Origin of the sequence: Sphingomonas sp. (genome assembly GCF_032114135.1) — a bacterium.
Lineage (GTDB): Bacteria > Pseudomonadota > Alphaproteobacteria > Sphingomonadales > Sphingomonadaceae > Sphingomonas.
The window spans coordinates 812,983-834,325 of record NZ_DAMCTA010000001.1; the positions used below are offsets into that span (position 1 = coordinate 812,983).

Consider the following 21,343-nt stretch of genomic DNA (forward strand, 5'->3'; position numbering starts at 1 on the left):
TTGAGCAGCGATGCCCCGAAGGGCTGTTCTCGTTTTGTATCAGCAGCGGGACGATTTGCCAAGCCCGATCTCGATCGTCAAAGTTCTCCAGAACGTCGGGGTTAGTCTACCAAGCGCAGCGAACGGGGAGCATATCTAGCAGCAGCAATGGCGCTATACGCCACATCGTGCACTGCGTTCGAAGTGCCTTCCAGGCGTACCGTGAGACTGCTGCGGAGCACGCGAACCACCGGTAAGGGCTCGTTTCGCCCCCTGAGGTACACGGAGACAACTGACCCGTCCCCGAGAGCCAACTCGACGTTTCTGATGATCTCCTGCCCAGCGCCCTCGTCATTCCCATTCATTGCGAAGTCCCCTGAGGTCCATAATGGACTTGGTGTCGACAAACGTCCTTTGCCGTAAATTGATGCGCTGCAGCAACTTACCTCGCGACGAATTGACGTTTAATCCTGCTAAACCGTCTAAGCTTCAGTCATTTGCACAAAGGCCTTAATCGATCTAACGACGACTGGATTATTGCAATCGTTCGCAATGCCACCTTAAGCGGATGCGAAACGAACCTGCCTATTTCGGTCGGAAGCAACGATAACCGGCAAACCGCGATGGCGCAGTCGGTCTTGCTGTGTACGGGGCCGGCACCCAAGATCGGTTTGCACCCTACTTCGCCGGAATTGGGCGGCAAATCCTGCTGCACGAGGCAAGGAGCGCTGAGGAGCGTCCTTTCGCAATCCGCAAGGAGCGTGCGGCTCGGTCGCATGGACGCCTCCCCTGTGGAGCGTCGCCAACGCTATTCAAACTTCGAGCGGGCCGCAGCGTTGGCGCAATGTGACACACCGGGGTGACCATCGCGGGCGCTACTGAACGACTCGGAATGTCGCCCAGTCTGAATGTCCGCTGCCGGCCAAGACGTGAAATTTGGCACCGATGGCTACCGACCAAAGTGCGCCATTCCGATCGGCATCAATGTCGTCCCGGCTAGCCGAAAGGCGGCGGTTAAGACGGACAGGGTCTCGTTTTGAAGCGTTCAATTTTGGGGGGATCTATTGCCCCCGCCATTTACTTGCTAACGACCCAGAACAGAACGCAATTTCGCGGTTGCAGGGTCGTAGTTGGGCTAGCCTGCAAGGCTCCCCGCATCGAACTAGGCAGGAGACCATATGCCCGTAGCCAACCCTCAAGCGATCACGGGAATCGTTGGCCTCGACGACGTGCTGAGCGGCGGCCTCGAACGGGGGCGCGTTTTCCTGCTCGAAGGCAGCCCTGGCACGGGCAAGACGACGATCGCGCTACAGTTTCTGCGTGCGGGCGCGGCATCGGACGAGCGCTGCCTTTACATCACCCTCTCCGAAACCGAAGAAGAGTTGCGGTCTACGGCCACAGCGCATGGCTGGGACCTGCAGGGCCTCGAGCTGTTCGAACTGGTACCGCCGGAAAACCTGCTCGATGAGGAGCAGCAGCAGAGCTTGCTCTACTCCTCGGACCTGGAACTCGGCGAGACCACCCGGCGCATCTTCGACGTATTCGAGCGTGTCCGCCCCGATCGCGTCATCTTGGACAGCCTTTCCGAAATCCGTCTGCTCGCGCAAAGCTCGCTGCGCTATCGCCGGCAGATCCTGGCGCTGAAGCATTATTTCGCGCGGCAGAATGCCACGGTGCTGATGCTCGACGATCTGACTACCGACGCGAACGACAAGACCGTGCACTCGATCGCGCACGGCGTCGTGCGCCTCGAGGAGCTTGCGCCCGAGTATGGGGCGGAGCGGCGGCGGCTGCGGGTGATCAAATATCGTGGCCGGCGCTTCCGTGGCGGCTTCCACGATTTCGCGATCGAAACCGGCGGCGTTCGCGTATTCCCCAGGCTGGTATCGGCCGAACACAAGCGGCCCGTCGATCGCGCGGTGCTGGGCACGGGCATGGCGGAGTTCGACGCGCTGCTAGGCGGCGGTGTCGAACGTGGTTCCAGCGTGCTGGTGCTGGGCCCGGCAGGCACCGGAAAGTCGATCATGACTCTCACCTTCGTGCGCAATGCTATCGCGCGCGGCGAGCGGGCAGCGATGTTCGTGTTCGACGAGGAGCGCGGACTGCTCATCGAACGGGCCAAGGGTCTGGGCATCGACCTGCAGGCGATGATCGACGCCGAGGCGCTGGTGCTGGAACAGGTGGATGCTGCCGAGCTCACGCCGGGCGAATTCTCCGAAAGGGTACGCGTCTGCGTCGAGACGCAAGGTGCGCGTACCGTCGTGCTGGACAGCCTAAACGGCTATCAGGCGGCGATGCCCGGGGAGACCGCACTCGTGCTCCACGTCCACGAGCTGCTCCAGTATCTGAACCGTCGCGGCGCCACCACCTTTCTCACGGTGGCGCAGCACGGCCTGGTCGGCGACATGAAGTCGCCGGTGGACGTCACCTATCTGGCCGATACCGTCATCCTGCTGCGCTACTTCGAGGCATTGGGCCGAGTGCGGCGCGCGGTTTCCGTCGTCAAGAAGCGGACTGGTCCGCACGAGGACACGATCCGCGAATATCGCATCGGCGAGCGCGGACTCACTCTCGGGCCGCCCCTGGCCAATTTCCAGGGCGTACTCCGCGGTGTGCCAGTCATGGTCGGCGAGGCGACCCTACTCGACGATCCCGAAGCGTGAAGCACAGCACGTTTTCGGAGCGGGCATTGGTGCTCGCCCCGCGCGGACGGGACGCTACGATCGCCGCCGCGATGCTGAGCGAAGGCGGTATCGAAGCGACCGCCTGCGCGTCGCTGCTCGCGCTGATCACGGAGCTGGATGCCGGAGCGGCCTTCGTGCTGGTGACCGAGGAGGCAATCACCAGCGCCGACCTCAATCCGCTCGCCGATTGGCTGTCGCACCAGGAGGAATGGTCGGACCTGCCCTTCGTGCTGCTCACCACCCGGGGCGGTGGTCTCGAGCGCAATCCGGCCGCGGTGCGGTATCTGGAGGTCCTCGGCAACGTCACCTTCCTTGAGCGCCCCTTCCATCCGACGACGCTGATCAGCCTCGCGCGGTCGGCGTTGCGGGCGCGCAAGCGGCAATATGAGGCGCGCAGCCGCCTCACCGAACTGCGCGAGGGCGAGGCGCGCTACCGCACGCTGTTCGACACGATGGACGAGGGCTTTGCCGTCATCGAGTTTCTCGACGGCCCGGAAGGCGCGCTTTCCGACTATGTCCATGTCCAGGCCAATCCCGCCTATGAGCGGCACACCGGCATCGCCAACGTCATCGGTCAGAAGGTGCGCGAGATGGTGCCCGATGAGGCAGAGGGCTGGGTTGCCCTGTATCGCCAGGTGCTCGTCTCCGGAGAACCCATCCGGTTCGAGCGCGAACTGGTCGCCACCCGCCGTCAGCTGGAGCTCTCGGCATTCCGCATCGAACCCTCCAGCCGCAAGGCCGTCGCGGTCATCTTCCAGGACGTGACGGCGCGGAAGCGCGCCGAGCAGGAATTGCGCGAGCTGAACGAGGGGTTGGAAGCGCGGGTCACCGCGACGGTCGCCGAGCGCGAGACCGTCATCGCCCAGCTGCACGAGGCGCAGAAGCTGGAGACGATCGGCCAGCTGACCGGGGGGGTTGCGCACGATATCAACAATCTGCTGACCCCGATCACGGGCGCGCTCGATCTGCTGAACCGGCGCTACAGTGCCGATGATCCCCGTTCGGCGCGCTTGCTGGACGGTGCGTTGCAATCGGCGGAGCGCGCAAAAATTCTGGTCAGCCGCCTGCTGGGCTTCGCGCGGCGGCAGGCCCTGGAGACTCGCGCGGTCGATATCGCGCAACTCTTCGAGGGGATGCGCGACCTGATCGCCAGTTCGATCGGCCCGGCAATCGAACTACGCATGCTGCCCGTGCATGATCTGCCCGCGGGGATCGCGGATCCCAACCAGCTCGAACTCGCCATCCTGAATCTCTGCGTCAACGCCCGCGACGCGATGGAGGGCGGCGGCGTGCTGACCATCGCCGCGGATCGCGTGGTGCTTGGCCCCGACAGGGCAAGCAAGCTCAACCCCGGCGCCTACATCCGCATTTCGGTGATCGATACCGGTGCCGGGATGGACGAAGTAACCCTCGCCAAGGCGGTCGAGCCCTTCTTCTCGACCAAGGATGTCGGCAAAGGGACCGGTCTCGGCTTGTCTATGGTGCACGGGCTGGCGGCGCAGCTCGGCGGCGCATTCGAGCTGCAGAGCAGCGTCGGCCAGGGCACCCGCGCGGACCTGTATCTGCCTGTGGCCACGGCAGGAACCGCCCTCGCGGCAGCGCGGCTTCCCGCCGCCAGCAAGCCGGTGCGCCCACTCCGGCTGCTCCTGGTCGACGACGAGGAACTGGTCCGCCGGGGCACGGCGGAGATGCTGCGCGAACTGGGCCATGAGGTGCACGAGGCCGCCGGCGGCGCGCAGGCGCTGGCGAAGCTGCGAACGGGCATCCAGATCGATGCCGTGGTATCCGACTATATGATGCCGCGGATGAACGGCACCGAAGTGGCGGAGCGTATCCGCGAGACCCATCCGCATATGCCAATCCTCATCGTCACGGGCTATGCGGGCGGTGACCTGGACCTGCCGCTCCCGCAACTCGCCAAGCCGTTCCGGCAAGTCGATATCGCAATGGCCATCGATCAACTGATCGCAACGCCATAAGCCGGTACATTTGGGTTTACGCATCGTCGTCGCCACGGGGCGCGTTCGTCCCCTGCGACATCTCCGCTGGCACAGCCGCGCCATTGCGAATTAGAGCCGCGCCATGTCCGCCTCTAAGAAGCCCGAGGGCACCTCCTAGTGACGGAAAGCGCGCGCTACTGCCAAGCTGTATTGCGCGAGCAAGAGGCAGGTTCTGACGAAAGCTGCTGTTAGACACCTGACGCGGAAACGGCAGAAATGTCCCACGAACGGCGGGCAGTAGTCGGCCAACTTTAGCCTTTCTCGTCAACGGCCTGGAATGACCGTTCAGGCCAAAAGCGGCCATAGAACGCTCCAATCGCCCCATCGACCGCCGCGTCGTTAAGCGGACGCACAGGATCACGCCAGTAGAGGGAAGCGCTATACACCGTTTCGCGGCGTCACGATTAGCAGCGAGATGCCTTGCCGCGGCAGACGAAAGCGGAGCGTCGAGCCCGGTAGCGGAATGGGCGCTGGGTCGATCGTCGCCAGTGCGGCGGCCTTGAGCAGCGTGGCGCGCTGGGTGTCGCTGGGCGCGATCGGTGATCCCATCGCGCGCCAAGCCGCGAAGGCATTCGAATGTGTTCCGTCGATACGATAGTGCATCAGCCGCGCCCCCTTGGCGAGCGCCTGGGGCAGGCCGCGAAGCTGCAGCGTCACCGCCGCATCGGGACCGGGCACGTCGTCGTCATGATAGTGCCAGACGAGGATCGACAGCGTGTCGCCATCGATGCTGGCCATGCTGCCGATATCGGGATCGCCGCGAACCCCATCCTGGAGCACCGTATCGAGCGGCGCCTGATGGTCCGAGGCAGCGTGGACATAGCGGCCGCGCATCTTGGCCAGCAGCTTGAACAGGTTCATCACCGGCAGGTTGATGCCGGCCGAAGTGAGCTGGCGGAACCCGGCGAAGGGCGGCTGGTCCTCGAACTCGAACGCCCAGGACAGCGCGCCCTCCAGCGTCAGCCCCCGCCGCGCGGCGAGCGCCTGGAGGCGGGGGAGCGCGGCGGCGGTGTAGCTCGAATACATAGTGCCATTGCGATAGGCGTTGGCCGGGCCTTGGCAGGCGGCGCAACCTTCGGGATCGGATTCGCCGATGACGATCGGCTTAGTCCGGCCCAGCGGATCGGCAGCGATCGCGGCGAATTCGTGATCGGCGGCGCGCAGATGGGTGCTGAGCCCCATCCGCACATGGCTATTCTGCCCGTCCGCGACGACGACCGGCTGGCCCTTGGCATGGAAGGACAGGAAGTCGGTGGGCGTGCCGGTCGCCTTTACATGGGCGAGGAAGGCGGCGAGGAAGTCGTCACCGGCACCCGCGCTGTCCGGCCCGCCGACGCGCGCCTCGGGCAGCGCCCGCCGCACGCCGCGGATCGCGCTATCGTGCAGGCGGAAGAATTCTTCGCGGGTGCCGCCCCAATAATATTGCGGCAGGTTCGCCTCGTTCCACGTCTCGAAATACCAGCTGGCGACCTCGGCGCGGCCGTAGCGTTCGATGCAGTGGCGGACCCAGTGGAAGACCAGCTCTTCCCACTTGGCGTAATCGCGCGGCGGATAGGCCCAGCCGGTGCGCAAGCTTCCGCTGCCGGGGCGCCAGTCGTGCTGATAGGGCTGCGGCCGGGTGGACATCGCCTCGGGCATGAAGCCGAGCTCGACATAGGGCTTCACCCGTCGCGCCCGATAGGTGTCGAAGATGCGGTCGACGATCGTCCAGTCGTAGATCGCGCGGCCCCGCGCGTCCTCGCGGTAGATGCCGGTCGAGCCCCATTTGAGCGCGGGCGTGCCGTCGCCCGAGGTGAACAGATTGTGGGTGCGGAAATAGACCCGATCGGGGGCCAGCGCGCCGAGCGTGGCGAGCGTCGTCCGGCCGTCCTTCATCGTCGCGTAATTGGGCTCATCGGCGCCGAAGAAGCGCCAGACCGGCCGAACAGGTCCTTCGTCCCGCGCCGCGTCAACCGCGATGGCCACGGGGATCGGATCGGGATCGGCGGCGGCGAGGCCCGGCGAAAGGGCCGATGCAGCGGCGATCGCCAGGAGCAGCGCCTTCACTTGGACTGCTCCAGCGGTACGATCTTGCCGCCCTTCATCACGAAGCGCACCGCCCGCACCGCCTGGATGTCGCGGGTGGGATCGCCGGCGACCGCGACAAGATCGGCGAACAGACCGGGCTTCACGCTGCCGAGCCGCGCGGCCTCCCCGGACCAGCGGGCGTTGCCCGAGGTCGCGGCCAGCAGCACGTCTGCCGGGCGCATGCCGGCAGCGGCGAGCAGCACCAGCTCGCGGGCATTGTCGCCGTGCGCGTAGACGCCGACATCGCCCCCCATGCAGATCGGCACCCCGGCGCGGAGCGCACGTTGGAAGCTCTCGCGATTGGCACGGACGGCAGCGGGTGCGGGCTCCGCGCCGTTCCAGCCGCGATAGCGCGAGGTCGCATCGGAGGCCGCGAGCGTCGGGCAGAGCGCGATCTTCTTCGCGGCCATTGCGGCAAAGAGTGCGGGTGTGCCGCCATAGCCATGCTCGATCGTATCGACTCCCGCCTCGATCGCGCGGCGCATGCCTTCGGCCGTGGCGGCGTGGACCGCCACCGGGCGCCCGGCGTCATGCGCGGCGGCGACAGCGGCCTTGATTTCCTCGAGGCTCAGCGTGGGGCGGCTCTCCTCGCCGGCACGCCAGCGATAATCGGCATAGAGCTTGATCCAGTCCGCGCCCGCCGCGATCTGGCGGCGCACCGCGGCGACCATCTGGTCGGGGCCGGAGACTTCCTCGGCACCCTGCGGCACCTCCACGCCGGGCTCGAACCCCTTCGGGCCATAGGCGCCGAGCGCGACGATCGCCCGCGTCGCCACCTGCAGCCGCGGCCCCTCGACGATCCCCTGGTCGATCGCCGCCTTCAGCCCGACATCGGCATAGCCGGCTCCCTCGGTGCCGAGATCGCGCAGGCTGGTGAAACCCGCGTGCAGCGTCGCGCGCGCCTGCGCCACCGCGCGCGCCGTGCGAAGCGCTAGCGGCTCGTGCAGCACCTGATCGTCCCAGCTAGCCTCGTTATAGGGGTGGAGGAAGAGATGGGCATGGCCCTCGATCATGCCGGGCATCAGCGTGTCGCCGTCGAGCGCGATCACCGTGGCACCGGACGGGACGGCAAGATCCGGGCCGACCGCCACGATGCGCTCGCCGCGCACCAGCACCTGCCAGCCGGGATGCGCCTGGTCATCGGCCGCGTCGAACACCGCCATCGGCTTGAGCAGGAAGGCAGGCGCTTCGGCCTGTTGCGCGCCCGCCGCGCCGCCCAGCGCCAAGGCTGCAAGAACCGCGAACCAGTGCTTGGCCATCCGCTCCCCCCATTCTAGTCTGCGGTCATGGATACGCTGATCCGGCGCGCACGCAATCCGTTGCTTCTATTGGCTTTGCTCGGCACCACCGCCGCTGCGCCCGATCCCGAGCGGGCGCGCTGGCAGGCGCAGGCAGAGCGGGTGACGATCACCCGCGACGACTGGGGCATCCCTCACATCCATGGGCGAAGCGACGCCGATGCGGTGTTCGGCATGAGCTATGCGCAGGCCGAGGATGATTTTGCACGGATAGAAGCGAATTATCTGACCGCGCTCGGTCGCACTGCCGAAGCCGATGGCGAGGAGGCCCTGTGGGGCGATCTGCGCCAGCGGCTGTTCGTGGATCCGGCAGCGCTGCGGCAGGACTATGCCCGCAGCCCCGCCTGGTTGCGCGCGCTGATGCAGGCCTGGGCAGATGGCCTGAATTTTTATCTCGCAACCCATGCGCAGGTGAAGCCGAAGGTGCTGACGCGGTTCGAGCCGTGGATGGCGCTGAGCTTCACCGAAGGCAGCATCGGCGGCGACATTGAGCGGATCTCGCTCAGCGACCTCAAGAGCTTCTACGGCAGCCCGACGCCCCCGACGCCCGAGGAACGGGGTGCAGCACAGCGGGAGCCTTCGGGCTCGAACGGCATCGCCATCGCGCCGAAGCTGACGGCGGACGGGCGCGCACTGCTGCTGATCAACCCGCATACCAGCTTCTATTTTCGCTCCGAAGCCCAGGTGACCAGCGACGCTGGACTGAACGCCTATGGGGCGAGCACCTGGGGGCAATTCTTCGTCTATCAGGGCTTCAATGCCCAGGCGGGCTGGATGCACACCTCCGCGACGGTCGACAATGTCGATGCGTTTGCCGAGCGGATCCTGCGCAAGGGGGTTGGCTGGACCTATCGCTATGGCGACGAGACACGGGCGGTGCAGGCGCGGGTGGCGACGCTGCACTATCGCAGGCCCGACGGATCGCTGGGAGAACGCCGCTTCACCACCTGGCGGACACATCACGGCCCGATCGTGGCGGCGAAGGACGGCCGCTGGATCGCCATGGCGCTGATGTGGCGCCCAATCCCTGCGCTCGAGCAGAGCTTCCTGCGCACCAAAGCCACCGATCTCGCAAGCTATCTCAAGGTTGCCGCGCGCAAGGCAAATTCGTCCAACGACACGCTGTTCGCCGATGCCAAGGGCGAGATCGCCTTCCTGATGCCGCAGTTCATGCCGGTGCGCGACGATCGGTTCGACTATACCAGGCCCGTTGACGGCAGCGACCCGGCCACCGACTGGAAGGGACTGCACAGCTTGGCGAGCCTGCCCAGCGTGCTGAACCCGAACACCGGCTGGGCGCACAACACCAACGACTGGCCCTGGCACGCGGCGGGGCCGGACAGCCCGAAGGCGAAGGACTATCCGCGCTACATGGACCAGGTGGGCGGCAATGCCCGCGGGGTGCACGCCGACCTGCTGCTGACGGGCACGAGCGGCTGGAGCGCCGAAAAACTGCGCGCGGCGGCCTTCGACCCCTACTTGCCCGCCTTCGCCCGGCTGGTGCCCGATCTCGTGGAGGCATGGCGGGCGCTGCCGGCGGCGGACCCGCGGCGCGGGGCGCTGGCGGCGCCGATCGCAACGCTGGCGGACTGGGACTATCGCTGGCGCGGCGATTCGGTTGCGACCAGCCTCGCCATATTCTGGGGCGACCAGCTGTGGCGCGAGTTCGGCAGCTTCGCGCAGGCGGCGCGGCGCAACGTGCCCGATTACATCGCCGCCGAGGTCGACGCGCCGACCCGGCTGGCGGCGCTGTCCGCCGCAGTCGATCGGCTGGCACGCGACTTCGGGAACTGGCGGACCCCCTGGCGCCAGATCAACCGCTTCCAGCGGCTCGACGACGCGTTACGGCCGCATTTCGACGATGCGCGGCCATCGAAGCCGGTACCCTTCACCTCTGCGCAGTGGGGCAGCCTTGCCTCGTTCGGCGCCAAAACGTGGCCGGGTACCAAGCGCTATTACGGCACCAGCGGCAACAGCTTCGTCGCGGTGGTATCGTTCGGGCGGCGGGTCGAGGCGTCGGCGGTGATGGCGGGCGGGCAGAGCGGCGACCCCTCGTCGCCTCACTTCGCCGACCAGATCGATCGATACGCGTCGGGCGCGCTGCGGAAAGTGTACTTCTATCCGGACGAACTGACTGGCCATGTCGAGCGCCGCTACCAGCCGGGTGATCCGGCCGCGCTGGGGCGTTGACGTTCTAGGCTGCACAACAAGACAGCATGGTTGGACGCAGGGCCTGAAAGTCAGGCGATAGGGCAGTCCAGCCCTTGCTGCTTATGTTTCTTTTGAGAGCTGGCCGGGCCGCCAGTCGAACCGCTCAAGGCCAGAGGATTGGTTGCCCCTCGACACACCATGCATGGCAGCACCTAACGGGCGGACGGGCGTCATGCGTTCCGATCCGCGAAACAGGGCCGAAATCGCGGCGGCAGCTTTCGACCAGGTATCGCCGTTCCTCCTTGGTGGCGCGAACGTCCGTATCTTACAGGAGCTGCCGATCGAGCGTCGTGAAGCCGCCCTAGACACGTCGTTCAGTCGATCATCATGGCTTCCCACCATCAGCCGCGCGTGGGATGCGCGATCGTCCCGTTTATCCATCTCCGATGCGGCATTTCGAGAAAAATCGGAACCAGATTTCGGAAAAAATCAGCCCGCCATCCGGATTTCGGCACGTGCCGCACCCTGCGGTTCTGCGACACGTTCCTAATCGAAAACGCAATTCGGCGGGCTAGCCCGTAGCCATCAGCCTAATGCAGGACTAAATCCGGGGTATATGCCTTCATCAAAATTCCGTGATCCTGCGTCCTTACCTCCTGGCTTGCGCTTCCTCGCTGGTGGTGGTGACGCAACCATGCTGGTACTCGATAAAGATTGGTCCGGGCATCCGTTGGGTGCGCCCGAGGCGTGGCCGGACATCCTCAAGACATCGATCAGCACTGTCCTGAACTCGCCGGAATCGATGATCCTCGCCTGGGGCACCGAGCGACTAACCTTCTTCTTCAACGAGACCTACTTCCCGCTGCTCGGACCTCGCCTTTCCTGGGCGATGGGATCGCCGTTCGAAGAGGTGTGGGCGGATGCATGGGAGCAGGCCAAGCCGATCATCGACGAGGCGTTCGCCGGTCGCAGCCAGCGCTTCGTCGACCTGCCGTGGAAGCTCGACACCGATCGCGGTCAGGCGGACACATGGTTCACCTTCTCCTATTCGCGCATTCTCGATCCCAAGGGTGAGGTGGCGGGGCTGTTCATCTTCACCAACGAGACGACAGCTCGTGTTCTCGCTGACGCCGCGCTGGAACGCAGCCAGGCCGAGTTACGCGAGGCCAACCGACTGCTGGCGCAGCGCGTCGAGGAGCGCACGGCCGAGCGTGATCGCGTTTGGCAGCTCACCAACGACCTGATGGCGACCGCCCGCCTCGATGGCCACCTCGTGCAGGTCAATCCGGCATGGGAGCGCCTGCTGGGCTGGACCGAACAGGAACTCCTGACCCGGCCCTTTGTCGAGATTATCGACCCGGCCGATCACGCGGAGGCTGCGGACGTTGTCGGCCGCCTCGCCGCGGGAGAGGTCGTCGGCGGTTTCGTCGACCATGTGCTCACCAAGGACGGCACGGCGCGCACGATCATGTGGGATGCCGTTCCCGAGGGTAATTCCGATCTTTTCTACATCATCGGACGCGACCTGACCGAACAACACAGTGCCGAGGAGGCGCTACGTCAGGCGCAGAAGATGCAGGCAGTGGGACAGCTGACGGGCGGGCTGGCGCACGACTTCAACAACTTGCTGACCGGCGTCATGGGCAATCTCGAGCTGATCCAGATGCGTCTGGCCAGCGGACGTCTGGAAGACCTTGAACGCTTCGTGCTCGCTGCACAGGGCGCCGGCCGACGGGCGGCATCCCTCACGCAGCGGCTACTGGCCTTCTCTCGACGCCAGACGCTCGATCCGCGCGCGACCGAGGTGAACCGCTTGATAGGCGGGATGGAAGATCTGCTTCGACGCACGATCGGCCCGCAGAACGAACTGGAGATTGTCGGTGCCGGCGGGCTATGGCCGGCTTACATCGATGCCGGGCAACTCGAGAATGCACTTCTCAACCTCTGCATCAATGCCCGTGATGCGATGCCCGAAGGTGGCCGGATCACCATCGAGACTGCCAACAAGTGGCTCGACTCCAGAGCTGCCCGCGAGCGCGATCTCCCCGAGGGGCAGTATCTATCGATCTGCGTGACGGACACGGGCACGGGTATGTCGGCTGACATGATCAGTCGCGCATTCGAGCCCTTCTTCACGACCAAGCCACTTGGACAGGGAACGGGGCTTGGCCTGTCGATGATCTATGGTTTTGCGCGGCAGTCGGGCGGGCAGGTCCGCATCTATTCGGAAATGGGCATGGGCACGACCATGTGCATCTACCTCCCCCGGCATACCGGCGACGCTCCATCCGAAGTCGACGAGGAAGCTGCGTTGACAGCAGCGGCGGGCGGTAGCGGGACAATCCTCGTTGTTGATGACGAGGCGGCGATCCGTCACCTAGTCGACGAGGTCCTTGATGACGTCGGCTATACGGTCATCGGCGCGGCGGATGGTGCGGCAGGGCTCAAGGTGTTGCAGTCCGGAGCGAAGATCGACCTGCTGATTACCGACGTTGGCCTCCCCGGTGGCATGAACGGCCGGCAGGTTGCAGACGCGGCGCGCCATCTTCGCCCGGGGCTCAAGGTGCTCTTCATCACCGGCTTCGCCGAAAACGCAGCGGTGGGCAACGGTCATCTAGAGCAGGGCATGGAGCTGCTGACCAAGCCGTTCTCTCTGGAGGCGCTGACGGCAAAGGTGAGTGCGATGATGGATAAGCCCTAATTGGGCCTTCCATGATGGTCACTGACGTATGTTGTCGCTAGAGCAAGGCTAATCGCTGACAGCCGGGCGGCAGCGATAACGTATCGCTAACCGCCGTCCCCTGCGAACCAACGACTTGACGGCTGGAGATCAACAAGAGGCGCCCTGGGCAGCCTGTGCGCCATTGACACGACGCCGCGACAGGGCGGGCTTGAGCCACTACAGATTGAAGCGCTGGCGCTGCCTGCCGAACAGGTCGTCGAACTGATCGAGAACCATGAGGCTATCGAGAACCGTACCCAAGCGCTGGCGCTCGATCACGCTGAGCGGCGGGCGCGGGAAGACGAGGCCCTGTTCCGTGCCTGCTACCCCGACATCGAGGTGATTGAATCGTGAGTGCCGACCTGCTCGCCCGGTTGATCGCGTCCGGCACCCCCGCCGAGCTGGTGGGTGAGGTGGCGATGGCGCTCGCCATCGCGCAATCGCAAGCTGCTGCAGCAGGGCAGCCGACCAAGGGCGCCCTGCGCATGCGGCGCTATCGGGAGCGTCACGAAGCGTCACCATGCGATCGTGCCGTGGGGCACCTCCGCCTTGTCGCCCAGCCCCAGCCCCATCCGGCGCAGATGGGCGCTCATTCTCCGGACCTGCTCGTCGGTCACAGGCTCGCATGGCTCTTCCACCGTCTCGCGCTTGCCGTTCCGCAGGATGTAGCGAGCCACGTTGATCGCGTGCTGCTCCGGGCTGACATATGCCCGCAGGCGCTCCTCGATCTGATGCACCGTCGGGAACCAGTCGAGCTCCTTGAGGCAGCGGCGGCAAGCGTAGGCGAGCGCCGCCTCGTCGCACCCGCCCAGCGCGGACACATAGGCGTTCAGCTTGAGGCGTCCGGCGATCTCGTTCGTCGCCTGCGCCAGCATGGCGGCAGAGAGCGCGCCAATGGACTGGCGGATGGTTCGCTCCTCGGCAGGCTTCCCCGGCGCCACGGCCTTCGCGATCGGCTCGAGCAGGGCAATGTCGCCCGCGCTGAACACGGCACCCGCCTCAGTGGCGCGGGCCAAAACGATCCGCACGCTCGGCGTCAATGACGGCATCGAGCAGGCCGTTGCTGCCGGAGCGAGCGCGGTGTTGGCGGTGGTTTGCTGGTCGGTGCCCATTGCTTTGGTCCTCGTATTCGGTTGGATCGACGATCGTGCCCCAGCCCTTCTCGGCTCACTTCTCGACGAGCCGGCCGGGTGGCCACTCGGCGGTAGCGAACTGGGTGAGCAGCCGCAGCTGAGCCGCGTACGCCGTCTCGGTGTCGGTGAGCTTCTTGCGGCGGCGGTTGGCGCGGAAATCTCGCCAGTGGCCTGGGTCGACGTCGGCCGGGCAAGCCCAGGCCCGGGGCGTCGCAGGCGCATCGTGCGCGGGCCCCTCGTGTGTGTGCGGGGTGGGGGTTAATTTTTGGGGGTCTGGGGGGCATTTATCGGGGGAGGGGTGAACGTCACTTTCCGTCACTCGTGCGTCACTGGCGTCACATGTGACGCTTGGTGACGCTTCGTGACGCTCCCGATAGCGCCGCATGCGCAGGGCGCCCTTGGTCGGCTGCCCTGCTGCAGCAGCTTGCGATTGCGCGATGGCGAGCGCCATCGCCACCTCACCCACCAGCTCGGCGGGGGTGCCGGACGCGATCAACCGGGCGAGCAGGTCGGCACTCACGATTCAATCACCTCGATGTCGGGGTAGCAGGCACGGAACAGCGCTTTACGGAGCGGCCAGTCGCGCACCCGCATCCCCTTGCTGCCCTCGGCGGTCAGCTGGCCGCCGCGCTGCCGGTAGACGAAGTCCGGGGTATAGACGGCGCGCCGGCCGTTATCGTGCAGCAGCGGCTGTCCGTTGACCTCGAAGAAGAACCGCCGCCCAATCTCCAGATCGCTGATCTCGCCGGCCATCTGCAGCAGGTGCAGGTCGTTGCAGCGCTGCGCCTCCTTGTGCGAGGGGTGCGCCTGCCCAGCTGGGCACCGACGTCGCCGAGGTGATCGTCCGCGCGCGCGTGCTGAACGAGGCGTTCAAGGCTTGGCGGGTGGGCGACAAGGCGGAGGTGCCCCACGGCACGATCGCATGGCTGTTCGATTGGTACCGCAAGCAGGACCGCTTCACCGAGAAGCGCCACCAGACCCGCATCGGCTACGAGCGCGCGATGCGGTACGTCGAGGAAATGTCGATGAAGACCGGCACGTTCGGCCAGCGCCAGGCAGGCAAGGTCGACGGGCCGGCGGCCGACAAGCTCTATCAGCGCGCCATGGCCAAGCACGGCGAGCGCCAGGGCTCCTACATGATGCAGGTTTGCCGCTTGATATGGAGCCTCGTCTGTCGGCCGGGCTATTCCAAGCACATCACCGTGAAGGTGAACCCCTTCAAGGGCATGGGCATAAAGATCAGCACCGGAGCAGGTAAAGGCAACCGGGCGGCCACGCGCGAGGAATACGACCTCTATCGGGAGACCGCGCGCGAGATGGGTCGCCAGTCGATGGCGACCGCCGCGGCGCTGTGCTTCGAAACCTGCTAGCGCGTCACCGACGTGTTCGGGTTCGGGGATCCGGACAAGAAAGTCGTCCGCGGCTTCTACTGGGAGGATTATCAGCCGGGCGAACAGGTTGCCGTGATCCAGTCGAGGACGGGGAAAGCGATCACGCTGCCCCTGGTCGACGGCAAAGGGGCGGATGCGGTGGAGCTATATCCAGAGCTTGAGGCCGAGCTGGCGCGCACGCCGCGGACCGAGGACGCCGAGCGAGAGATGATCGTGCGGGATGAGCGGACCGGCAAGGCATACGGCATCGACTACATGCAGAAGCTGCACAAGCGGATCCGGACCAAGGCCGGACTTCCGAAAGACCTGCGGTTCACCAGCTTTCGACACGGCGGCCTCACCGAGCTGGGCGATTCGGGCGAGGTCGATATCCGTGCGGTCTCCGGCCACACCGAGATCAAGACGACGAAGATCTACGATAAAGCGAACCGGGAGAAGGCTCTCCGGATCGCGCGCGCGAGGCGCGAACACATTGAGCGCGTCCTCAACGGTGAAAAGTTCGGAGCAGAATGACGGGAATGGCCCGGACAATTGGCGGCAGCGACGTGGCACGACTTCAAAGGGGAGCCGATTGACACGTGTCGCCTCGCCCCTCAGTAGATGAACCATGTCCTTCATTCCAAGCGCCGACCTCATGGCCGACATCTACATCGATGAGAGCAGTCAAACGCGGAATCGGTACCTGTTGCTAGGCGGCGTGATCATACCGACGATGACAGTAGACCTGACCAACGCGTGCCTAGCGGCTGCGCGATTGCCAGAGCTGCCACACGGGGAAATGAAGTGGGGCAAAGTGTCGACTGCCAAGGAGAAGGCATACAGGCGCGTCGTCGACTGTTTCTTCGACGCGACAGAGTTCCGAGGTGTTCACTTCCATAGCGTTGTGATCGACACTCATGGCCTGGATAACCACCAGCACAACGGCAGCTCGTCGGAGGTCGGTTTCAACTAGGAGTTGTATCAACTCGCGACGAAGTTTCGTCGCATTTACACGGATAAATACTTCACCTCTACCCGGACCACCGCGACACGAGCCAGCGCCCCTCAGATCTACGGAATATTCTGAATGCCGGAGCCCGGAAGAGCGGAGACAGGCGCGAATGGCCTTTTAGGCGATGCCACTTCCGAGACTCGAAGGCGACACCCTCTCTGCAGCTGGTCGACATCCTATTGGGTGCTCTCGCATTCGCAGTGAATGGGCACGATCAAGCGCCAGACAGCTCCGCCGCGAAGCGCTCTCTTTCGTCGTACGTGCTGCAGCGCGCAGGTGTGCGCCGCCCGCTCGTGAACACCGCAATGAGCGGGAAGTTCACGGTCTGGCACCGGCAACTGAAACCGCGTGGTGGGGTCCCCCGGGCCTAGACCAACGCTGCTCGTCGCCGCCGCTCGGCGGGTCCCGCCACCTTGGGTGGGGGGCTCGAACCGGGGCAGTATGCGAAATATAGGAATTCGGCGCCGGAAGTTAAAATCCATTTCCGGTTTCCGGAGCGGTGACGCCCACCGACGGCTGCACTCTGCCGCTGGAACGAACCGAGAATGTCAAAACACTTGTCAAAACACGTGTCAAAACGCCTCGGCGCTGAAGTGCGCCCGGCGTGTAAGAAGCTAGGTTTTCTGCGGCTTTGCGTGGTGACCCGGAGAGGATTCGAACCTCCGACCTCTCGATTAGGAATCGCTTGCTCTATCCTGCTGAGCTACCGGGCCACGCGATCGCTCGTACCGACCCGATCGTTCGAAATCAATTGCGCGCCTCAGGCGGCACGATCGGCACCAGCAGCGGGGCCACGGGCACCCCGTCTTCGGCCAGGGCCTTCGCCTGGGCCAGCGTCGCCTGGCCATGGATCGGAGCCTCGGGCGTGTCTCCGACATGCATCGCCCGCGCCTTCTCTGCGAAGGCCTCGCCCACCCAGGTCGAGGTCTCGAGCTGCTTGGCCTGGAACTGCGCGATGGCAGCGAGCGCGGCCTTGAACGACGCTGGGCCAAGCGGCGGCTTGTCCGATGCCTGGTTGCCCTTGGCCGCCACTGCCGGTGCCATCACCGCCTTGGTCACCACAATATCGCCGCAGAATGGGCAGGCGATCAGCCCCTGTGCGCGCTGCTCTTCATAAGCGCTGCTCGACTTGAACCACGCCTCGAACACATGATCGCCGCCGCATTTGAGATCGAAGACGATCACGCGGTCGTCACCGCCGGAATCGCACGCCTATGGCGCAGCACCGGCACGCGGCTCCGCACATCGTCGAGCCGCGCGGTATCGAGTTCGGCGAAGCCCAGCCCCGCCGCCTCGCCCATGTCGAGCAGAACCTCGCCCCAGGGATCGATAGCGAGGCTGTGGCCATAGGTCGCGCGGCCGTCTTCGTGCTCGCCGGTCTGCGCAGCGGCAATCACGAACGCCGCGGCCTCGATCGCGCGGGCGCGCAGCAGCACGTGCCAATGCGCCGCGCCGGTGGGCCGGGTGAACGCTGCCGGCACCGCCAGGATCGTCGCGCCCGCATCGCTCATCGTGCGGAACAGGTCCGGGAAGCGCAGGTCGTAGCAGATGGCGAGGCCGAGCTTGCCGAGCAGCGTGTCGACCACCACAGGCCCCGCACCCGCCGTATAGCTGTTCGATTCGCGCCAACTCTCGCCGGTCGGCAGGTCGACATCGAACAGGTGCATCTTGTCGTAGCGCGCGCGGACCGCGCCGGTTTCGTCGATCACGAAGGCGCGGTTGGCGAGCTTGCCGTCTTCGCGCAGCACCGCAAGGCTGCCAAGATGCACCCAGATGCCCTGCTTCGCGGCCGCGTCGCGGACGGCGGAAAGTACACGATCGTCGCGCTCATGCGCATAGTGGTGTTGCGCGCGCTCGCGGTTGCCGTCGACCAGGCCGGACATTTCCGGCGTGAACAGCATCGCCGCCCCGCCCGCCCTGGCCTGCGCCACCGCCGCGACCAGCGTGGCCGCGTTCGCCGCGGGATCGATCCCGCTGGTCAGCTGGAGCAGCGCAGCGCGGCTCATGCGGCGAGCAGCGGGTCCAGTCCGCCCTTGCGGTCGAGCGCGGCGAGATCGTCGGAGCCGCCGATATGCTGCCCGTCGATGAAGATCTGCGGCACCGTCGTGCGGCCGGGCGCGCGCTCCAGCATCTCGGCGCGCTTGGGCCCGCCCATGGTGATGTCATACTCCTCATAGTCCGCGCCCTTGGCGGTGAGGAGCTGCTTGGCGCGTGTGCAATAGGGGCAGAACGCCTTGGTGTAGATTTCGACCTTTGCCATAATGCCTCCTGAGGTGTGCGCGGGCCCCCGGCTTGTCAATCCATGGCGTCCTCGGCGAGGACGCGTGCCCAGCAAAGAACCACAACGCGCGAAGCCCCGCCGCGTTTGAGCAGCCGGGCGCAGGCATCGCCCGTCGCACCGCTGGTATGGACGTCGTCGACCAGCAGCACCGTCTTTTCCGCGAGCCGCGCCCGCGCATCGGGGGCCAGCGCAAACGCCCCCGCGACTACCTTCGCCCGCGCCCGTCGTCCCAGCCCCTGCAACTTGGGCGTCGCCTTCACCCGGCGCAGCAGATCGGTCTCGACCCGTAGCCCCTGCCGCTTGGCCACCGCCCGCGCGATCAGCACCGCCTGGTTGAACCCGCGCGACCAGAGCCGCCAGCGATGCAGCGGCACCGGCACCAACAGGTCCGCCCCCTCGGGCACCAGCCGCGCCATCGCCCGCGCCATCGTTTCCGCCACCGCCAGCCGCCCGCCATATTTGAGCTTGAGCGCCAGATGCCGCGCCACCTCGCCGTACGCCACCGCCGCGCGCACCCCGTCATGCGGCGGCGGACGGGCGAGGCAGTCGCCGCACTGCGCCCCCTCCCCGCGGTCGTATTCGAACGGCAGGTGGCAGGTCGCGCACCACGGCGGCCCGAGAAAATGCAGGCTGTCCCAGCAGCTTGCACAAAAGCGATGATCCGCCTCGACGATCGCGCCGCAGCCCGGGCAGCGCGGCGGCAGCGCCAGGTCGAGGATGCGGAGGAAAGGCGCGCGCGGATCCACGCCCCTCTTGTTCCAAGCCCCGCGCCGCTGCACAAGCGCGCCGTGTCCGACTCCGAAATCTTCGACCGCGCGCTGCGCCGCAAGCGCCGGGATCGCGCCGCCCGCAGCTATGAAAGCTTCCTGCGCGACCACATGCTCGACGGGCTGTACGAGCGGCTGGAGGGCGTGAAACGCGACTTCCGCAATGTGCTCGACCTCGGCAGCGCCGACGGCAGCTTCGTCTGGCCCGGCGCCACCGTCACCCGGCTGGAGGCCGGGGCGGCCTTCGCCGCCGCCAGCGGCGCGATCCGTGCCGACGAGGACATGCACCCCTTCCCCGAAGCCAGCTTCGACCTGGTGGTCTCCGCCGGCGTGCTCGACACGGTCAACGACGTGCCCGGCGCGCTCGCCCTCGCCCGCCGCGCGCTCAAGCCCGACGGGCTGTTCCTCGGCGCCTTCCTCGGCGCCGGCACCCTCGCGACGCTGCGCGCCTGCCTGCTCGCCGCCGAAGCCGACCGCCCGGTGGCCCGCTTCCACCCGCAGATCGAGGTGCGTGCGGCCGGCGACCTGTTGGCGCGTGCGGGCTTCACCCTGCCGGTGGCCGATGTCGAGACGCTGACGGTGCGCTATGGCGGCCTGGGCGGGCTGATCCGCGATCTGCGCGGCATGGCGGCGACCAATTTGCTGCCCAACACCCCGCCGCTGCGCCGCGAGACCCTGCTCGGCACCGCCGCCGCCTTTGCCGAGCGCGCCGATCCGGACGGCCGCACGCCGGAGAAATATTCGATCGTCTATCTGACCGGCTGGGCGCCCGATCCCTCGCAGCCCAAGCCCGCCCGCCCCGGCAGCGCAACGGCGTCGCTGGCCGACGCGCTCAAGCCGAAGGGCTAGACGGTGGCGGGGCGTCGGTGACGGACGACGACGCCTCCGCCGGCTGGGACGCGGTGGCCGACCGGTTCACGGCGCTGCGCTCGGATGTCGGCACCGACATCGTCCTCGGCTGGTCCCGCCAGCTGCCGCGCGGCGGCGCGGTGCTCGATATCGGCTGCGGCACCGGGGTGCCGATCGGCACCTGCTTGGCGGCGCAGGGCTTCGCGCTGTTCGGCATCGACCCCGCGCCCCGCATGATCGACGCCTTCCGCCGCAACGTGCCCGAGGCGACCGCAAGCTGCGAGCCAGCCGAAACCAGCCGCTTTTTCGGCCGCCGCTTTGACGGCGTGGTCGCGATCGGCGTGCTGTTCCTGCTGCCGGAGGCTGCCCAGGCCGCGGTGATTGCCCGCATGGGCCGCGCGCTGCGCCCCGGGGGCCGCTTCCTGTTCAGCGCCCCGCGGCAACGCTGCGATTGGAGGGACAGCCTGACCGGTCGCCGCTCGCAATCGCTGGGCGAGACGACGTACGGTGATCTGCTCGACGCCGCGGGGTTGGCACTCGCGGCACGCCATCGAGACGCCGGCGCCAACGATTATTTCGACGTCGTGGCCCGGCCCCGCTGACCCGCACTGCTGCCACGCGGCGCCCCCGGGGAAAGAACATACCCCGCGTGCTGCCACGCCGATGCCCCCATTCGAAGACGGATGCTCGAGCTCAGGCGTTCAGAAGATCGATGTTGGGCGGCATGCTGTACCGGGCGCTCTCGACCGCGCTATACGCCAGGTCCAAGCAGGCGGCGTTGTCCGTATAAATGCGAACGGAGAATTGGCCTCTGTTCACCCGCGTGACGGTGATCGGCTCACTTCTCGACCGGATATACAAGGTGACCCTTGCGCCACCATGAAGGCTTTCGTCCACGCGTTCGACGATTTCCAATCCCGCTGAGTGATCTCGCGCGCTCATCCCGAGCCTCCTTACGCCAGGTCGAATGCCGCCGGAGAAGAACGATCGCTGCGCATTCGAACAATCCAAAACAGGGTTTCGACCAATG

The 21,343-nt window shown here is 66.2% G+C and carries 19 protein-coding genes, 1 tRNA gene and 1 pseudogene; 10 read left to right on the top strand and 11 right to left on the bottom strand.

Annotated elements, in window-relative coordinates; genetic code table 11:
- Positions 1-1,157 precede the first annotated feature (1,157 nt).
- Positions 1,158-2,642, top strand: coding sequence for an ATPase domain-containing protein (locus RT655_RS03875; protein ID WP_313535078.1), 1,485 nt, complete (start codon positions 1,158-1,160; stop codon positions 2,640-2,642).
- Entirely contained in the window at positions 2,639-4,642 is a 2,004-nt protein-coding gene (locus RT655_RS03880; protein WP_313535079.1) for a response regulator, read from the top strand. Before RT655_RS03875 ends, RT655_RS03880 begins: the two co-directional genes overlap by 4 nt.
- A gap of 399 nt (positions 4,643-5,041) precedes the next feature.
- Here RT655_RS03880 and RT655_RS03885 read toward each other — a convergent pair whose 3' ends face one another.
- Both RT655_RS03885 and RT655_RS03890 read right to left on the bottom strand, forming a co-directional pair.
- The gene (locus RT655_RS03885; RefSeq protein ID WP_313535080.1) at positions 5,042-6,709 is read right to left on the bottom strand and encodes a GH39 family glycosyl hydrolase; all 1,668 of its coding nucleotides are present in this window, start codon (positions 6,707-6,709) and stop codon (positions 5,042-5,044) included.
- Positions 6,706-7,989, bottom strand: coding sequence for an amidohydrolase family protein (locus RT655_RS03890; RefSeq protein ID WP_313535081.1), 1,284 nt, complete (start codon positions 7,987-7,989; stop codon positions 6,706-6,708). The genes RT655_RS03885 and RT655_RS03890 overlap by 4 nt, the downstream gene beginning before the upstream one ends.
- Before the next feature lie 27 nt (positions 7,990-8,016).
- Here RT655_RS03890 and RT655_RS03895 point away from each other — a divergent pair, with 27 nt between their 5' ends.
- From RT655_RS03895 to RT655_RS03905, 3 genes are all read left to right on the top strand, one after another.
- Entirely contained in the window at positions 8,017-10,218 is a 2,202-nt protein-coding gene (locus RT655_RS03895) for a penicillin acylase family protein (RefSeq protein ID WP_313535082.1), read from the top strand.
- Between the two features lie 193 nt (positions 10,219-10,411).
- Entirely contained in the window at positions 10,412-10,729 is a 318-nt protein-coding gene (locus tag RT655_RS03900; protein WP_313535083.1) for a hypothetical protein, read from the top strand.
- 144 nt (positions 10,730-10,873) lie between these two features.
- Positions 10,874-12,880: an ATP-binding protein gene (locus tag RT655_RS03905; protein WP_313535084.1), complete on the top strand. Its 2,007-nt coding sequence runs from the start codon at positions 10,874-10,876 to the stop codon at positions 12,878-12,880.
- 536 nt (positions 12,881-13,416) lie between these two features.
- On the opposite strand, the gene RT655_RS03910 is transcribed toward RT655_RS03905, so the two are convergent.
- From RT655_RS03910 to RT655_RS03920, 3 genes and pseudogenes are all read right to left on the bottom strand, one after another.
- Positions 13,417-14,013 carry a hypothetical protein gene (locus RT655_RS03910; RefSeq protein WP_313535085.1) on the bottom strand — a complete coding sequence of 199 codons (597 nt, stop codon included), beginning with the start codon at positions 14,011-14,013 and terminating at the stop codon, positions 13,417-13,419.
- A 55-nt stretch (positions 14,014-14,068) separates the two neighbouring features.
- Positions 14,069-14,554: a hypothetical protein gene (locus tag RT655_RS03915; protein WP_313535086.1), complete on the bottom strand. Its 486-nt coding sequence runs from the start codon at positions 14,552-14,554 to the stop codon at positions 14,069-14,071.
- Positions 14,551-14,832 (bottom strand): annotated as a pseudogene (locus RT655_RS03920) (DUF1064 domain-containing protein); the annotation flags it as partial. The gene RT655_RS03915 and the pseudogene RT655_RS03920, both read right to left, overlap by 4 nt.
- Before the next feature lie 56 nt (positions 14,833-14,888).
- Here RT655_RS03920 and RT655_RS03925 point away from each other — a divergent pair.
- The 3 genes from RT655_RS03925 to RT655_RS03935 all read left to right on the top strand — a co-directional run bounded on the left by RT655_RS03925 (position 14,889) and on the right by RT655_RS03935 (position 16,377).
- Complete coding sequence (locus RT655_RS03925) at positions 14,889-15,404, top strand: hypothetical protein (RefSeq protein WP_313535087.1); 516 nt, start codon at positions 14,889-14,891, stop codon at positions 15,402-15,404.
- Between the two features lie 12 nt (positions 15,405-15,416).
- Positions 15,417-15,938: a tyrosine-type recombinase/integrase gene (locus RT655_RS03930; RefSeq protein WP_313535088.1), complete on the top strand. Its 522-nt coding sequence runs from the start codon at positions 15,417-15,419 to the stop codon at positions 15,936-15,938.
- Between the two features lie 121 nt (positions 15,939-16,059).
- Positions 16,060-16,377, top strand: a complete 318-nt coding sequence (locus RT655_RS03935; protein ID WP_313535089.1) for a hypothetical protein — start codon at positions 16,060-16,062, stop codon at positions 16,375-16,377.
- 675 nt (positions 16,378-17,052) lie between these two features.
- Here RT655_RS03935 and RT655_RS03940 read toward each other — a convergent pair.
- From RT655_RS03940 to RT655_RS03960, 5 genes are all read right to left on the bottom strand, one after another.
- A tRNA-Arg gene (locus RT655_RS03940) sits at positions 17,053-17,129 on the bottom strand.
- 34 nt (positions 17,130-17,163) lie between these two features.
- Positions 17,164-17,601, bottom strand: coding sequence for a DUF1178 family protein (locus RT655_RS03945; protein ID WP_313535090.1), 438 nt, complete (start codon positions 17,599-17,601; stop codon positions 17,164-17,166).
- Positions 17,598-18,422: a carbon-nitrogen hydrolase family protein gene (locus RT655_RS03950; RefSeq protein WP_313535091.1), complete on the bottom strand. Its 825-nt coding sequence runs from the start codon at positions 18,420-18,422 to the stop codon at positions 17,598-17,600. Before RT655_RS03950 ends, RT655_RS03945 begins: the two co-directional genes overlap by 4 nt.
- Complete coding sequence (grxC, locus tag RT655_RS03955) at positions 18,419-18,676, bottom strand: glutaredoxin 3 (RefSeq protein WP_313535092.1); 258 nt, start codon at positions 18,674-18,676, stop codon at positions 18,419-18,421. The genes RT655_RS03950 and grxC overlap by 4 nt, the downstream gene beginning before the upstream one ends.
- 35 nt (positions 18,677-18,711) lie before the next feature.
- A complete protein-coding gene (locus tag RT655_RS03960; protein ID WP_313535093.1) occupies positions 18,712-19,443 on the bottom strand; it encodes a ComF family protein in 732 nt (243 codons plus the stop codon).
- 42 nt (positions 19,444-19,485) lie between these two features.
- On the opposite strand from RT655_RS03960, the gene RT655_RS03965 reads away from it, so the two are divergent.
- Positions 19,486-20,313, top strand: coding sequence for a methyltransferase domain-containing protein (locus RT655_RS03965; RefSeq protein WP_313535094.1), 828 nt, complete (start codon positions 19,486-19,488; stop codon positions 20,311-20,313).
- A gap of 17 nt (positions 20,314-20,330) precedes the next feature.
- Entirely contained in the window at positions 20,331-20,915 is a 585-nt protein-coding gene (locus RT655_RS03970) for a class I SAM-dependent methyltransferase (RefSeq protein WP_313535095.1), read from the top strand.
- A 91-nt stretch (positions 20,916-21,006) separates the two neighbouring features.
- Here the strand turns inward: RT655_RS03970 and RT655_RS03975 are convergent, their stop codons facing one another.
- The gene (locus RT655_RS03975; RefSeq protein WP_313535096.1) at positions 21,007-21,255 is read right to left on the bottom strand and encodes a hypothetical protein; all 249 of its coding nucleotides are present in this window, start codon (positions 21,253-21,255) and stop codon (positions 21,007-21,009) included.
- Positions 21,256-21,343: the final 88 nt, after the last annotated feature.

Excerpts from the sequence above, each read along its gene's own strand:
- RT655_RS03875 (WP_313535078.1), top strand. The coding sequence starts at position 1,158 with ATGCCCGTAGCCAACCCTCAAGCGATCACGGGAATCGTTGGCCTCGAC.
- RT655_RS03890 (WP_313535081.1), bottom strand. The coding sequence starts at position 7,989 with ATGGCCAAGCACTGGTTCGCGGTTCTTGCAGCCTTGGCGCTGGGCGGC.
- RT655_RS03895 (WP_313535082.1), top strand. The coding sequence starts at position 8,017 with ATGGATACGCTGATCCGGCGCGCACGCAATCCGTTGCTTCTATTGGCT.
- RT655_RS03900 (WP_313535083.1), top strand. The coding sequence starts at position 10,412 with ATGCGTTCCGATCCGCGAAACAGGGCCGAAATCGCGGCGGCAGCTTTC.
- RT655_RS03905 (WP_313535084.1), top strand. The coding sequence starts at position 10,874 with ATGCTGGTACTCGATAAAGATTGGTCCGGGCATCCGTTGGGTGCGCCC.
- RT655_RS03910 (WP_313535085.1), bottom strand. The coding sequence starts at position 14,013 with ATGGGCACCGACCAGCAAACCACCGCCAACACCGCGCTCGCTCCGGCA.
- RT655_RS03935 (WP_313535089.1), top strand. The coding sequence starts at position 16,060 with ATGGCCGACATCTACATCGATGAGAGCAGTCAAACGCGGAATCGGTAC.
- RT655_RS03950 (WP_313535091.1), bottom strand. The coding sequence starts at position 18,422 with ATGAGCCGCGCTGCGCTGCTCCAGCTGACCAGCGGGATCGATCCCGCG.
- grxC (WP_313535092.1), bottom strand. The coding sequence starts at position 18,676 with ATGGCAAAGGTCGAAATCTACACCAAGGCGTTCTGCCCCTATTGCACA.
- RT655_RS03975 (WP_313535096.1), bottom strand. The coding sequence starts at position 21,255 with ATGAGCGCGCGAGATCACTCAGCGGGATTGGAAATCGTCGAACGCGTG.